The organism is Erwinia sp. S38, assembly GCF_016624545.1.
GTDB lineage: Bacteria > Pseudomonadota > Gammaproteobacteria > Enterobacterales > Enterobacteriaceae > Erwinia > Erwinia coffeiphila.
The window spans coordinates 374,866-388,567 of the sequence record NZ_JACVTS010000001.1; the positions used below are offsets into that span (position 1 = coordinate 374,866).

General features: G+C 59.9%; 10 protein-coding genes. 4 read left to right on the top strand and 6 right to left on the bottom strand.

The features are described 5' to 3' along the window. The first annotated feature begins 6 nt into the window (after window positions 1-6). Window positions 7-1,497 carry a UxaA family hydrolase gene (locus IBT46_RS01680; protein WP_200543439.1) on the top strand — a complete coding sequence of 497 codons (1,491 nt, stop codon included), beginning with the start codon at window positions 7-9 and terminating at the stop codon, window positions 1,495-1,497. Window positions 1,498-1,645: 148 nt separating this feature from the next. Here the strand turns inward: IBT46_RS01680 and sstT are convergent, their stop codons facing one another. Beyond that, complete coding sequence (sstT, locus tag IBT46_RS01685) at window positions 1,646-2,893, bottom strand: serine/threonine transporter SstT (RefSeq protein WP_200543441.1); 1,248 nt, start codon at window positions 2,891-2,893, stop codon at window positions 1,646-1,648. A 192-nt stretch (window positions 2,894-3,085) separates the two neighbouring features. Beyond that, window positions 3,086-4,084, bottom strand: a complete 999-nt coding sequence (locus tag IBT46_RS01690; RefSeq protein ID WP_200543443.1) for a Gfo/Idh/MocA family protein — start codon at window positions 4,082-4,084, stop codon at window positions 3,086-3,088. 184 nt (window positions 4,085-4,268) lie between these two features. Between IBT46_RS01690 and IBT46_RS01695 the strand changes: the two genes are divergently transcribed. Beyond that, window positions 4,269-5,960, top strand: a complete 1,692-nt coding sequence (locus tag IBT46_RS01695; RefSeq protein WP_200543445.1) for a chloride channel protein — start codon at window positions 4,269-4,271, stop codon at window positions 5,958-5,960. A 239-nt stretch (window positions 5,961-6,199) separates the two neighbouring features. Here the strand turns inward: IBT46_RS01695 and IBT46_RS01700 are convergent, their stop codons facing one another. From IBT46_RS01700 to IBT46_RS01715, 4 genes are all read right to left on the bottom strand, one after another. After that, a complete protein-coding gene (locus IBT46_RS01700; protein ID WP_200543447.1) occupies window positions 6,200-7,003 on the bottom strand; it encodes an inositol monophosphatase family protein in 804 nt (267 codons plus the stop codon). A gap of 14 nt (window positions 7,004-7,017) precedes the next feature. Further along, window positions 7,018-8,079 (bottom strand): ABC transporter ATP-binding protein, encoded by a 1,062-nt coding sequence (locus tag IBT46_RS01705; RefSeq protein ID WP_200543449.1) that lies wholly within the window; start codon window positions 8,077-8,079, stop codon window positions 7,018-7,020. Next, complete coding sequence (locus IBT46_RS01710) at window positions 8,076-10,298, bottom strand: iron ABC transporter permease (protein ID WP_200543451.1); 2,223 nt, start codon at window positions 10,296-10,298, stop codon at window positions 8,076-8,078. Before IBT46_RS01710 ends, IBT46_RS01705 begins: the two co-directional genes overlap by 4 nt. Window positions 10,299-10,379: 81 nt before the next feature. Next, the gene (locus tag IBT46_RS01715; protein ID WP_200543453.1) at window positions 10,380-11,408 is read right to left on the bottom strand and encodes an ABC transporter substrate-binding protein; all 1,029 of its coding nucleotides are present in this window, start codon (window positions 11,406-11,408) and stop codon (window positions 10,380-10,382) included. 216 nt (window positions 11,409-11,624) lie between these two features. Between IBT46_RS01715 and IBT46_RS01720 the strand changes: the two genes are divergently transcribed. Continuing rightward, window positions 11,625-12,659, top strand: coding sequence for a LacI family DNA-binding transcriptional regulator (locus IBT46_RS01720; RefSeq protein ID WP_200543455.1), 1,035 nt, complete (start codon window positions 11,625-11,627; stop codon window positions 12,657-12,659). Between the two features lie 38 nt (window positions 12,660-12,697). Continuing rightward, the gene (locus IBT46_RS01725; protein ID WP_200543457.1) at window positions 12,698-13,678 is read left to right on the top strand and encodes a LacI family DNA-binding transcriptional regulator; all 981 of its coding nucleotides are present in this window, start codon (window positions 12,698-12,700) and stop codon (window positions 13,676-13,678) included. Window positions 13,679-13,702 lie beyond the last annotated feature (24 nt).

Here is a 13,702-nt window from a genome sequence, read left to right on the forward strand (position 1 = left end):
TTCGCGATGCAAAGTCTGATAAAAATTCACGATCTGGATAATGTTGCCGTCGCGCTGCGCGACCTGGAAGAGGGTGAGGAGGTCACTATTGGCCAGCATTCCGTCGTGCTGGCCCAGCCGGTGGGGCGCGGGCACAAATTTGCCCTTCAGCCGCTGGAAACCGGCGATTTGGTGATGAAGTATGGCCTGCCGATCGGGCACGCTACCCGCTCCGTAGCGCCCGGCGAAATCATCCACTCACAGAACGCGCGTACAAATTTGAGCGATCTGGATGAATATGAATATCTGCCTGACTTCGCTACCGTGCCGCCGCAGGCTGCGGACCGCGAGGTGCAGATCTTCCGCCGGGATAATGGTGATGTCGGCATCCGCAACGAACTGTGGATACTGCCAACGGTTGGCTGCGTCAACGGTATCGCCCGGCAGATCCTGCAGCGATTCCTGAAGGAGACCAACCAGGCGGAAGGCATCGACGGCGTGCATCTGTTCAGCCATACCTTTGGATGTTCACAGCTGGGGCAGGACCATGAAAACACCCGAACCATGCTGCAAAACATGGTGCGCCATCCGAACGCCGGTGCGGTGCTGGTGATCGGCCTCGGCTGCGAAAATAACCAGGTGGACGAGTTCCGCCAGACGCTGGGCGCGTATGACGACAGCCGCGTGCGCTACATGATTTGCCAGCAGCAGGATGATGAAGTGGAAGCGGGGCTGGAGCAGCTGCACGCGCTGTACGAAATGATGCGGCACGACCAGCGCCAGCCGGGCAAACTCAGCGAGCTGAAGTTCGGCCTGGAGTGCGGCGGCTCGGACGGCCTGTCCGGCATCACCGCCAACCCGCTGCTGGGCCGCTTCTCGGACCAGATGATCGCCAACGGCGGCACCACGGTGCTGACCGAGGTACCGGAAATGTTTGGTGCGGAACGTATTCTGATGAGCCGCTGCCGCGATGAAGCGACCTTCGACAAAACCGTCAGCATGGTCAACGACTTTAAGAAATACTTTATCGCCCACAACCAGCCGATCTATGAAAACCCGTCACCGGGCAACAAAGCGGGCGGTATCACCACGCTGGAAGAGAAGTCGCTGGGCTGCACGCAAAAAGCCGGGCAGAGCCAGGTGGTGGACGTGCTGAAGTACGGCGAGCGGCTGAAGGAGCCAGGCCTGAACCTGCTGAGCGCACCGGGTAACGATGCGGTAGCGACCAGCGCACTGGCCGGTGCAGGCTGCCATATGGTGCTGTTCAGTACCGGGCGCGGCACGCCGTACGGCGGATTTGTGCCGACGGTAAAACTGGCGACCAACAGCGAGCTGGCAAAGAAGAAGCCGCACTGGATCGACTTCGATGCCGGTCAGCTGATTCATGGTACCGAAATGCCGGAACTGCTGGCGAGCTTTGTGGATACCATCGTTGAGATTGCTAACGGGCGACCGGCGCGCAATGAAGTGAATGAATTCCGCGAGCTGGCAATCTTTAAAAGTGGTGTGACGCTGTAAGGCTGAAGGAGGGATACTGCGGACTGTGGCAGGAGGCATTGACGGTCTGCGGTGAGTTCAGCATTGATAGCCGATTAAACTTGTACGCTGCCTGTTGCGGGCGTTGCGGCCTGGTTTCCCGCTGAGAGGGAAACCAGGCCAGTCAGGACTACTCTTGAGTCTGTGATTTCGCCACGCGGCGATCTTCCGCCATACAGGCCGCTGCGGTAAACAGAATATCCGCCGATGAGTTAAGAGCGGTTTCCGCAGAATCCTGCAGCACGCCGATAATAAAGCCGACCGCCACGACCTGCATCGCAACCTCATTCGGAATACCGAACATATTACAGGCCACCGGGATCAGCAGCAGCGAGCCGCCGGCCACGCCGGAGGCACCGCAGGCACAGATCGACGCCACCAGGCTCAGCAGAATGGCCGTGCCGACATCGACATGAATCCCCAGCGTATTCACCGCCGCCAGCGTCAGCACGGTAATGGTAATTGATGCCCCGGCCATACTGATATTGGCCCCGATCGGGATCGAGACGGAGTAGGTGTCTTCATCCAGATTCAGTTTTTTCGCCAGCGCCATATTCACCGGGATATTCGCCGCCGAGCTGCGGGTAAAGAAGGCGGTCACGCCGCTTTCACGCAGGCAGGTAAACACCAGCGGATACGGGTTGCGACGGATCTGCCACCACACCAGAATCGGGTTAAATACCAGCGCCATCAGTAGCATACAGCCCAGCAGCAGGCCCAGCAGATGCGCGTAATCCCACAGCGCTTCAAAGCCGGTTGAGGCCAGAATCGAACCGACCAGGCCGAAGATACCGATCGGCGCAAAGCGGATCACTACGCGTACCAGGCGGGTCACGGCATCAGACGCATCGCTGAGGAAGGCGCGGGTGGTGGCGCTGCTGTGGCGGAACGCCAGGCCCAGGCCGATACCCCATACCAGAATGCCGATGTAGTTGGCTTTCATCAGCGCTTCAATCGGGTTGGCCACCATGCTCATCAGCAGGCCGTCGAGCACTTCCAGAATGCCGGAAGGCGGGGTGATTTCGGTACTCGCCGCGCGCAGCGTCAGGCTCTGCGGCAGCAGGTGGCTGGCGATTACTGCCACCACGGCGGCGCAGAAGGTGCTGAGCAGATACAGCATAACGATCGGGCGAATATTGGTTTTCTGCCCCTGCTGATGGCTGGCGATAGATGCAATCACCAGCACCAGAACCAGAACAGGCGCAACGGCTTTCAGGGCGCTAACGAACAGCTCGCCCAGCAGGCCCACGGCCAGCGCATTGCTTTTTGAGAACCAGGCCAGCGCGATACCCGCCAGCAGTCCGATCATGATTTGTGTTACCAGGCTTCCCTGCATCAGGCGCTGGATGACTCCGCGCCCGCTGTTTTCTCTACTCATAATTTTAAATCACTGTCGTTATCTATAGTTCTGCCGCACGGCACTACATTGCGGCGGCTTATGTGTGTTTGCGCAGGGAAGTATAAGGAAATGTTCTGTCAGGGGAAGCGAAAATTCGGAATTAGCCGCTATCGGTCGGCATAAAGCAGTGCTGCGGCAGGAGAGGCCCGCAGCATTACGTAATTGGGAAGATTAGCGGTCTGAAGCGGGTTCCTGAGCATCGGCCGGGAATACCACGCCGGTCTGGCGGCGGATTTCCGTCAGCAGCCGCGCCACGCTTAACGAGTAGTTCAGGCCGGGGTGATTAATCTCATTGGTTTCAATCAGGCGTGCAAAGGTTTCCGCCTCATACAGCATGGTATTGATATGCTGCGGCTGAGTGAGGTCCTGCGGCTTCGCGCCGCGCGCCACGAAACTGACGTTCTGGCATTCAGAAACGTGCTCGATGACCAGTGAACCAGCCTCCCCCTGGATCTCGCTCGGCATCACCGACTGGCTGATTTTGGAATGCTGCACGGTCACGTCAAAGCTGCCGTAGTCCAGCAGCACGGTGCCTGCACCATCCACGCCGCTTTCCAGCCGCGTGGCGCTGGCGGTGACCTTCTGCGGCTCACCCCACAGGCTGACTGCGGTGCCCAGGCAGTAGTAGCCAATATCCATAATCGAGCCGTTCGACCAGCGCGGATTAAAGGTATTCGGGTTTTCACCGTCAAGGTAGCGCTGGTAGCGGGATGAATACTGGCAGTAATTAATCAGCGCCTTACGCAGCACGCCGATCTTCGGCAGCGACTGTTGTAAAACCTGGAAGTTCGGCAGGCTGGCGGTTTTGAACGCCTCGAACAGCACCACCTGATGTTCCCGCGCACAGGCGACCATCTCTTCCACTTCACGCAGGTTTGACGCCAGCGGTTTTTCGCAGATGACGTGCTTGCGATGACGCAGGAACAGCAGCGACTGCGGGCAGTGCAGGGCGTTCGGGCTGGCAATATAAACGGCATCGATCAGATCGGACTGGGCCATCGCTTCCAGCGAGTCAAAAAGTTGTTCTACCGGGTAATCGTTGGCGAAAGTCTGTGCCTGTTCCAGCGTACGTGAATAGACGGCGGTCAGCTTAAATTTACCCGTTTCATGAGCGGCATCGACAAACTGACGGGTGATCCAGTTGGTTCCAACGACGGCAAAGCGAATCATAGTATAGTCCGTTCTCTGGGATGGCCGGGCGCACCGGGGCGGTAGCGGCCAAAAAGGGAAAAAGCAGATTAACATGCGATGACGCTGGCGCAATGGCTAAAAACGCCCTGTCGCCGCAGCGGTCACGATTTGATTTTTCGCAGCGGCTCTCGCACGATAGAGAAAAGAATTTCGGGGTAAAACGATGTCCATTGGCACTAAACATGCACTTAACTGGACCAGCATTCTGGTAGCGATCCCGGTCGGGCTGGTGGCGTCGCTGGTCACGTTGGGTTTTCGTAAACTGATCGAGCTGATCGACGGGCTGGTGTTCAGTGGGGAGCAGGACATCACCGAAGCTATGCACGTTTACCCCTGGTATTTTTGGCCGCTAATCGTCGGCGTCGGCGGGCTGATTGCCGGATTTTTTCTGCGCTACGCCACGGCATTAGAACAAAAGGAGACTATTCGCACCGACTATCTGGACGTGATCAACGCCCGGCTGGATAGCGTGCCGACCCGCACCTCGCTGTTTCGCGGCCTCTCCTCGCTGGCCAGTATCAGCAGCGGTGCCTCCATCGGCCGGGAAGGGCCGATGGTGCAATTATCTGCGCTGAGCGGCAGCCTGATGGGGCGCTGGCTGTTTAAATCCCTGCCGCTGAAAAACAGCGACGTGGTAGCGATGGCCGCTGCCGCCGGTCTGTCGTCGGTTTATCATGCGCCGCTGGCGTCGGCGATCTTCGTGGCGGAAATCGCCTTCGGCATTTCGGCCATGCAGCGGCTGATCCCGCTGATAATCTCCTCCGGCGTTGCGGTGCTGACCATGTGGTCGCTGGGCTATCGCTCGGCGATTTATCCCTTTTCCCACGCGCAGTTTGAGCTGACGCCGGACAGCATCCTGCTGACGGTGGGGATTGGTCTGCTGGCCGGGCTGTTTGGCTGGGCGATGATCTGGCTGATTGGTCAGAGCAAGCGGCAGTTCGGCCGTATCGGCAGCCTGCCGCTGCGGCTGGGGCTGGGTGGCGTGCTGGTGGGCGCGCTGGCGATCGGCAGCACGCAGATCCTCGGCAACGGCTATGAAGTGATCGTGCGCATTATGGCGGGCAGCTTCCTGCTGCCGATGCTGGCGGCCCTGCTGCTGCTAAAAATGTTGGCAACGGCGATCTCGGTCGGCTCCAGTGCGGTAGGCGGCCTGTTCACCCCGGCGCTGCTGATTGGCGCGCTGATGGGGCAGCTGGTGGCGCTGGTGGCGATCATGGCGGGCGTGCCGGTCAGCAACGCCGAAGTGTTTGCCGCCGTCGGCATGGGCGCGGTGCTGTCCTCGGTAAGCCAGGCACCGCTGATGGCGATGCTGATGGTGCTGGAAATGACGCTCAACAGCAGCCTGCTGTTCCCCACGATGATCGCCTGCGTGCTGGCGTCGATGCTGGCCTATCGCCTGCAGTCGGGCAGCACCTATTCGGTGGTCAACAGCCACTTCAGCCGTTCTGATGCCAAGTTCGATTTTGATAACGGCATTATCTCGCAGTTTATCGTCTCCGGCGCGGCGCTGACGCCGGAGGATTCTGTGGGTAAAGCGCTGGCGGTCAGTTCGCTAAAGCGCGAGCGCTTTGTTTACGTCATCGACCATAAAGGCACCTTCCTCGGCGCGGTTTCGATTCACGATATCTCGCACAAGGTGCTGGATAAGGAGATCACTCTGACCTCGCCGGTGAGCTGCGTGATGGATTCCAGCTTCCCGACCATCTTTGAAAACCAGACCATTCGGGAAGGCTGGGAGGCGTTTGCCCGCATCACGCTGGAGCGCCTGCCGGTGCTGAATAATCCGCAGGAGCGCAAATACGTTGGTGCGCTGACCAAAACCAGCCTGATCCAGAAGGCAAAGGACTTTATCTGATAAAAGCCAAGCGGAAAACATTCGTCATGCAGCATTGAGAACATGGGTGAACTGAGGGTATCTGCTGTGTGGCTGACCAGGAGTTTCGTCAGCATAACAATAGCTAAGGAGGGGCCTTACCCGCTGGAAGCAGGTAAGGCGTTTGGTCTGTACTAAGTGGGTGTAGAGTCCGTTGCTTGCTGGTTTTTCGCCTGCGTTACGGTCTGGCAATGCGCTTCAGGTCCGCGCTGCGCCCGGAGCTACAGCCCGGCAATGCGCCGCAGATCCGCTTCCGCACCCGGTGCAACGGCCAGCACCTGCGCGCCCTTCAGCAGGCGATCGCCTTCGATATTAAACGGGTGATACCAGCCGCCCGCCTCTTTTACCAGGCAATAACCGGCCAGGCAGTCCCAGGCGTGCATATAAGGTTCGTAGTAGCCCACCACGCGGCCCGCGGCCACCCAGGCCAGCATCAGCGCGCCGGAACCGATGCGGATAAAGTTGCCGCCCGCATCCAGCAGCGAGGCCAGAATTTTCCCCACTTCATCCGGGCTGACGTAGCTGTTGGCACCAAAGCCGGTGACGTGGTTTTGCAGCGTGCGGGCAGGATCAACCTGTAAACGCTTGCCGTTCAGCGTAGCCCCGTGGCCCAGCGCAGCGACGTAGCACTCCTGATAGTAAGGGGCATAAATCACCCCAATTACCGGCACGCCGTCCTGCAATACCGCCACCGACACGCACCAATTGGGCATGCCGTTGAGGAACGGGCTGGTGCCGTCGATCGGATCGACCACCCAGGTATAGCCCGACGACCCCGCCTGAAGGCCATACTCTTCCCCCAGAAAACCGTCGTCCGGGTACTGAGCGCGGATCTGCTGGTCGATCATCTGCTCAACTTCGCGATCCGCTTTGGACACCACGTCCTGCAAATCATGTTTGGTTTCCACCACCAGGCTGTCGCGCTGATGGAAATACGCCAGCGCCTTTTCTCCCCCGGCACGCGCCACTTTTTCCGCCAGCGCCAGCCGCGCCAGCAGTGCATCATGGTTTACTGATTCACTCATTATCTATCCTTAAATTAGCCAGCAATCAGGGCCAGGCCCTGCGGTTTAAAATCAATCGCCACGCGTGAAGCCAGCGGCCGCTGCTGTTCCATCTGCGCATCGACAATAAACAGCGGCCCCAGCTCGGTTGCCACCTCATATTCAATGTGATCGCCCAGCCAGGTGCTGTGCGTCACTTCCCCCGGCAGCGCGCCAACACCATCATCGCGCAGGGTAATGAACTGCGGCCTGACGGAGAGCTGAGCCGCGCCGGTTTTCACGCCGTTGCCGCGCACGCGATAGCGCTGGTTGCCGAGCCGTACCAGCGCCTCTGCGCCCTCAATCTGCTCCACTTCGCACGGCAGAATATTGGCCTCGCCCATAAAGTCGGCGATAAACACCGAATTCGGCGCGCGATAGAGGCTTTCCGGCGCGCCCTGCTGGGCGATATTGCCTTCTTTCATCACGATAATCTTATCGGACACCGCCAGCGCTTCTTCCTGATCGTGGGTGACATACACCGCAGTGAAGCCGAGCCGCTGTTGCAGGTCGCGGATGTCGGTACGCACGCGGCGGCGCAGGCGCTCATCAAGATTGGACAGCGGCTCGTCCAGCAGCAGCACCTGCGGTTCCAGCACCAGCGCGCGCGCCACGGCGATACGCTGCTGCTGGCCGCCGGAAAGTTCGGACGGCAGCCGCTGGCCCTGGTTCTCTAACCCCACCAGCTTCAGCCCCTCGCGCGCCCGGTCCTGTGCTTCGCGCTTGCTGATGCCGGAGGATTGCAGGCCGTACATAATATTATCGAGCGCGCTCATATGCGGAAACAGCGCGTAGGACTGAAACACCATCGCCACATCGCGTTCGTTGGCCGGCAGGTGAGTGACGTCTTTACCGCCAATCAGAATGCGCCCGGATGTCGGGTGCTCCAGCCCGGCCAGCAGCCGCAGCGTGGTGGTTTTACCGCAGCCGGATGGGCCAAGCAGCGTGACCAGCGTACCCGGCTCCACCGTCAGCGACAGGTCGGGCAGGGCGTTAAAGCCCGCGAAGCGTTTTGAAACGTGCTCAAACACCACGGAACCGGCATTCAGGGTTGTCATACGGCATTCTCCTGGGTTAAAGAGGTGGAAGCGGGCGGTGCAGGCACATCTACCGGACGGGCAACGCGACGCAGCCGCCGTTCCCCGACCAGCCACTGGAATACGCCGATAATCAGCAGCATCACCACGATCAGCACCGTGGAGTAGGCGATCGCCACGCCGTATTCGCCGTTTTCTACCAGTCCGACGATGTAGGACGTCGCCATGTTGTACTGCGCGCTCACAAGGAAGATCACCGCGCTGATCGAGGTGATCGCCCGCACAAAGGCATACACCAGTGCGGCGCTGATCGCCGGTTTCAGCAGCGGCAGCACCACCTTACGCAGCGTGCGGAAGCTGTTAGCACCAAGGGTCAGAGAGGCTTCATCCAGGCTTTTATCCAGCTGGCTCATTGCTGCGATGCCGCCGCGAACGCCTACCGGCATATTACGGAAGACAAAGCAGGCCACCAGAATCAGCGCGGTGCCGGTAATCTCCAGCGGCGGCAGGTTGTAGGCCATCACGTAGCTGACGCCGATGACCGTGCCGGGAATGGCGAAGCTGAGCATCAGCAGGAACTCAAAGGTCTGGCGACCGGCAAACTTCTGCCGCACGATCAGCCAGGCGGTGAGCAGCCCGACGATCGCCGTCAGCGGCGCGGCGATCAGTGCGATCTCCAGCGTGGTCCAGAACGAGTTCCACGCCACACCGCTCCACAACAGATGCCCCTCGCTAAAGCTGATGCCGAAGGCACGGACGTAGTGATTGAGGGTCAGGGAACTGTCCAGCCCCCACGACTGCACAAAGCCGCCCACCACAATCATGCCGTAGATCACCAGGGTGAACAGCCCCCACGGGATCACCATGCCGTACACGCCAAAACGCAGCGCGCGCGGCAGCTGGCCGTGCTGGCCGCCGTCGCCTTTACCGGTGACCGTGGCGAAGTTCTTGCCGCCCAGCCACAGCCGCTGCAGAATAAACGCCGCCAGAGTAAAGCACAGCAGGATCATCGCCAGCACCGCCGCGCGGCTTGGATCGTTTTGCGCCCCGACCACCGAGAAGAAGATTTCGGTAGACAGCACGCCGTGGCTGCCGCCGAGCACCATCGGGTTGCCGAAGTCGGCCATGCTTTCGATAAAGCTAATCAGGAAGGCGTTCGCCAGCCCGGGGGCCATCAGCGGTAGCGACACGCGGCTGAAGGTGCGCCAGCGGTTGGCGCGCAGCGTCTGCGAAGCTTCCTCCAGCGAAGGGCTGACGCCCTCTACCACACCAATCAGCACCAGGAAGGCGATCGGTGTAAACGACAGCACCTGAGCAATCCAGATGCCGGTTAAACCATACAGCCAGCGGCCCGGCTCGATGCCAAACAGCGCCGCCAGATGCTCGGTTACCACGCCGGAGCGGCCAAACAGCAGGATCAGCGCCAGGCCGATCACAAACGGCGGGGTAATGATCGGCAGGATGGTCAGCATCCGCAGCGCTTTTTTGCACGGCAGCGGGGTACGCGTGGCGGCAAGGGCAAACGCCAGCCCCAGCAGTGTCGATCCCGTGGCGGTCATCAGCGCCAGCCACAGCGTGCGCCAGGCCGTGCCGCAGGTGCCGCCGTTTAAGCAGGAGAGGCTCCAGATGGCCGGGTCCTGAATATTGCTAATTAAGCCCGCGGGCTGGAAGCTGCCGTCCACATCCTGCACCGACACCACGAACATGCTCAGCACCGGATAAAGCACAAAGATGCTGACCAGCGCCGTCAGCAGCACCAGCGAGGCCACCACAAAGGCATCGCCCTTCATCACGCCGCGTTCGGCCAGCGCGAAGGAGAACAGCAGCAGAAAGGTGGTCAGCAGCAGCAGCGCGCCGGCACCCATCGCCGGCTGGCCGGATTCCAGCGCGCCAAAGCGGTTTTCCAGCCACAGCCAGCTCCAGCCGCTGTAGCCAATCGCATGGCCTTCAATGATTAAAAACAGCACGCCGAGGGTGCTGAACAGCAGCAGCAACCGGCTACGCGCGCCCGACGGCAGCAGGCCGCAGCCGCCGCACAGCGCAAACAGCGCTACCGCTATTGCCAGCCACGGATGTTCGCCCAGCTGCCAGAGCGCCGGGGCCGTCGCGGCATCGCTCCACAGGCTTATCAGCCAGCCGCCGTCAAAGAAACCGGCCTCAAGGCTGTACCACGGCAGCAGCAGCAAAGCCGCCGCGCCCATTATCAGCGCGCCGGTCAGACGACGATTATTTGCATTCATGACATACCTCGACCTGAAAACCAGGCTGAAGCGGACATCAGGCCGAAGCCACCGCGTATCAGCATCACAAAACGGCGGGGATTACTGCGCGCTGGCACCGATCTCTTTGTCCCAGCGGCTCAGCAGCGCTTTGCGTTTGGCGGAATCGCCGTAGGTTTTGAAGTCGTAGTCGATCAGCTTGATGTTCTCAAAGCGCGGCGCATATTCGGAAATCTCGGCGTTGCGGTTGGACGGCAGCTGGAAGGATTTGGCCTCTTTCATATGTGACTGAGCTTCCGCGCTCAGCGCCCAGTCGTACCAGACTTTGGCGTTGGCGAGGTTACGCGCGCCTTTGACGATCGACATTGAGCCAATTTCGTAGCCGGTGCCTTCACACGGTGCAACGGTCTTGATCGGGAAGCCATCCACCTGCATCGCCACGGCATCGTGCATAAACACGATACCGACCGTGGTTTCCCCGCGCGCGGCGGATTTCACCGGTGCGGAACCGGACTTGGTGTACTGGGAAACATTGGCGTTGAGCTTTTTCAGATAATCGAAGGCTTTATCTTCGCCCATGATTTGCACCAGCGTGGCCAGGGTGTTGTAGGCGGTGCCGGACGAGTTCGGGTTGGCGATTTGGATCTCACCCTTGAAGCCCGGATCGAGCAGATCGGCCCAGCAGGTCGGCTCCTTCAGTTTTTTGTCGGCCAGCAGTTTGGTGTTGTAACCCCAGCCGAGCGCGCCGGCGTAGATGCCGACCGTGCGATAGCCGGAGTTTTCAGCCTGCTTCTGTGCCCAGTCCTGCTGTTCGGTCAGCAGCGGTGATTTATACACCTGGGTCAGCCCTTCATCCGCTGCCTGCATATGCGGATCGCCGGTGCCCGCCCACCAGATATCGGTGCGCGGATTGCGCGCCTCGCTGCGCAGCCGCGCATAGGCCTCGCCCGCCGACAGGCGGACCATGCTGACTTTGATATCCGGATGAGACTGGCTAAAAATACGCGTCATATGCTCGCACACCACCACATCCGCCGAGCAGACCATATTCAGATTGCCCGCTGCCGAAGCGGCAAACGGTAAAGCAGTGCAACAGAGGGATAGCGCGATGGCCATTGAGGTATATCGCATGATGATCTCCTGGGTTTGTAGGGTGGTGCTTCACTGGCACCTGATTTTGCACGTGTGTGCAAAGTAATAATGAACAAGAAATAAACTGTCAAATGGCTTGCTGCCGAATTAGCAGCCTTTGTCACAAAAATATAACAATTGTGATGTCGGTCAGTTTGCACAGCTTTGCAATCTGAGGCAGACTCAATCTCAGCCGGGATTTTGATGGAGAGCAGCATGCAAAATGAGAAAGCGGTAGTGAGTGCGCAGGACGTGGCCGACCGCGCAGGGGTTTCGCGTTCTGCGGTGTCGCGGACCTATACGCCGGGGGCCAGCGTGTCGGAAACGACCCGTGCGCGGGTGATGAAAGCGGCGGAGGAACTGGGCTATCACGTCAATCATCTGGCGCGCGGGCTGGTGCGCAACCGCAGCGGCATTGTCTGCCTGGTGGTGTCTGAAATCGCTACCCCCTATCGCGCGATGCTGGTGCGCTGGCTGACCCAGTTTCTACAGGAGGTGGGAAAAGTGGCGATGCTGATCAACACCGACCGCTCGGACAACAGCGTCTCGGCGGCGCTGCAGCAGGCGATTAATTTCCGCGCCGACGCCTCGATTATCCTTTCCGGCATGCCGGACCGCGCCATCACCCGGCAGTGCTATAAGCACGGGCAGCGCATTATTCTGATTAACCGCGATGAGTCGCTCCCCGGCTCGCTGAGTATTAATCTGGATGCACAATCGGCGGCCGAAACGGCGGTGATGGCCTTTCAGCGCGCGGGCTGTCGGCATCTGGCGTTTGCCAACTCGCTGGCCGGAACGCCCAGCCTGATGAAGCGCGAAGCCGCGTTTGTCGCGGTGGCGGAGCAGGCCGGATTAGCGGTCACCGTTGAGCGTTTTGGTTCCACGTCCTATGAAAGCGGCCAGATTCTGGCGCACCGCCTGCTGACCCGCCAGCAGCGCCCGGATGCGGTATTTTGCGTCACCGATCTGGTGGCCTGCGGCTTTATGGATGAAGCACGACACCGCTTTGCGGTCAGCGTGCCGGAGGATATCTGCCTGATAGGATTCGATAATATCGTGCAGGCCGGGTGGTCATCCTTCAATCTGACCACTTTTGCCCAGCCGGTAGAGCGCTTTGCCCGCGACGCGGTGCAGTGGCTGATCCAGACCGAGCAGGCGGAAAACGGCTTTACCCCGCAGAGCGAGCAGCAGCACGACAGCCTGGTGTATCAGGCCGATGTGGTGTGGCGCGGATCGGTGCGGGGAGGTTAACATAGGCTCACGCACACCGTAACCTGCGCAGAGTGAGCATGAGCGAGAAGAAAAAAAACTGGGTCAATGCCGAAGATGTCGCCCGCCTGGCAGGGGTATCACGCTCTGCGGTTTCCCGCACGTTTACCCCGGGTGCCTCCGTGGCGGAAAAAACGCGGAAAAAAGTCCTCGCCGCAGCGGAAACGCTGGGTTACCAGGTCAATATCATCGCCCGCACGATGATCACCGGCAGCAGCAACTTTATCGGCATCGTCACCGCCGGTTTCGATAACCCCTTCCGCAGCAAGCTGCTGTCGCCGCTGGTTCATCAGCTGGCGCTGCACGGTTTTATGCCGCTGCTGATGAATGCCGACGATCCGGAACAGCTGGCTCCCTCACTGAAACAGCTGCTCAGCTACCACGTGGCCGGGGTGATTATCACCTCCGGCGCGCCGCCGCTGTCGCTGGCCGAAGAGTATCTGGAGCGTAAGATCCCGGTGACCTTAATCAACCGGGATGCCGATCTGGCAGGCTGCGATCGTGTCGCCAGCGATAACGCTCAGGGTATGCAGCTGATGGCGGATTACTGCCGCCAGCGCGGCTGGAAACACGTTGGGTTTATCGGCGAAGAGCGGCGTAATTTCAGTACGGAAGATCGCTATCAGGCGCTGCTGGCCTGCGCGCCGGACCTGACTATTGCCACGCGGTTTATTCCCGGCGGCGGCTATGCGGCCGGCAAGGCGGCGGCGCTTGAATTACGTTCCTGCCAGGTGCTGCTTTGCGCCACGGATATGCTGGCATTAGGCGCGATCGACGGCCTGCGAACGCTCAACGGCGACGATCCGCTACCCGCCGTCATGGGCTTTGATGATATTCCCCAGGCGGGCTGGGACCCCTATCATTTGACGACAATTCAACAGGATACTGAAGGGCTGGCGCAGCAGGCGGTGGATCTTTTGATGACCCGTATTGCCCAGTTCGATCTTCCTTCCCGCCATCGTGCCGTGCCGGTGAAATTAATCATTCGCCAGAGCGCGTAATGAAAAATTAATTTTATGCGGTAG

Coding starts and splice junctions, on each gene's coding strand:
- IBT46_RS01680 (WP_200543439.1), top strand. CDS start 7: ATGCAAAGTCTGATAAAAATTCACGATCTGGATAATGTTGCCGTCGCG.
- sstT (WP_200543441.1), bottom strand. CDS start 2,893: ATGAGTAGAGAAAACAGCGGGCGCGGAGTCATCCAGCGCCTGATGCAG.
- IBT46_RS01690 (WP_200543443.1), bottom strand. CDS start 4,084: ATGATTCGCTTTGCCGTCGTTGGAACCAACTGGATCACCCGTCAGTTT.
- IBT46_RS01695 (WP_200543445.1), top strand. CDS start 4,269: ATGTCCATTGGCACTAAACATGCACTTAACTGGACCAGCATTCTGGTA.
- IBT46_RS01700 (WP_200543447.1), bottom strand. CDS start 7,003: ATGAGTGAATCAGTAAACCATGATGCACTGCTGGCGCGGCTGGCGCTG.
- IBT46_RS01705 (WP_200543449.1), bottom strand. CDS start 8,079: ATGACAACCCTGAATGCCGGTTCCGTGGTGTTTGAGCACGTTTCAAAA.
- IBT46_RS01710 (WP_200543451.1), bottom strand. CDS start 10,298: ATGAATGCAAATAATCGTCGTCTGACCGGCGCGCTGATAATGGGCGCG.
- IBT46_RS01715 (WP_200543453.1), bottom strand. CDS start 11,408: ATGCGATATACCTCAATGGCCATCGCGCTATCCCTCTGTTGCACTGCT.
- IBT46_RS01720 (WP_200543455.1), top strand. CDS start 11,625: ATGCAAAATGAGAAAGCGGTAGTGAGTGCGCAGGACGTGGCCGACCGC.
- IBT46_RS01725 (WP_200543457.1), top strand. CDS start 12,698: ATGAGCGAGAAGAAAAAAAACTGGGTCAATGCCGAAGATGTCGCCCGC.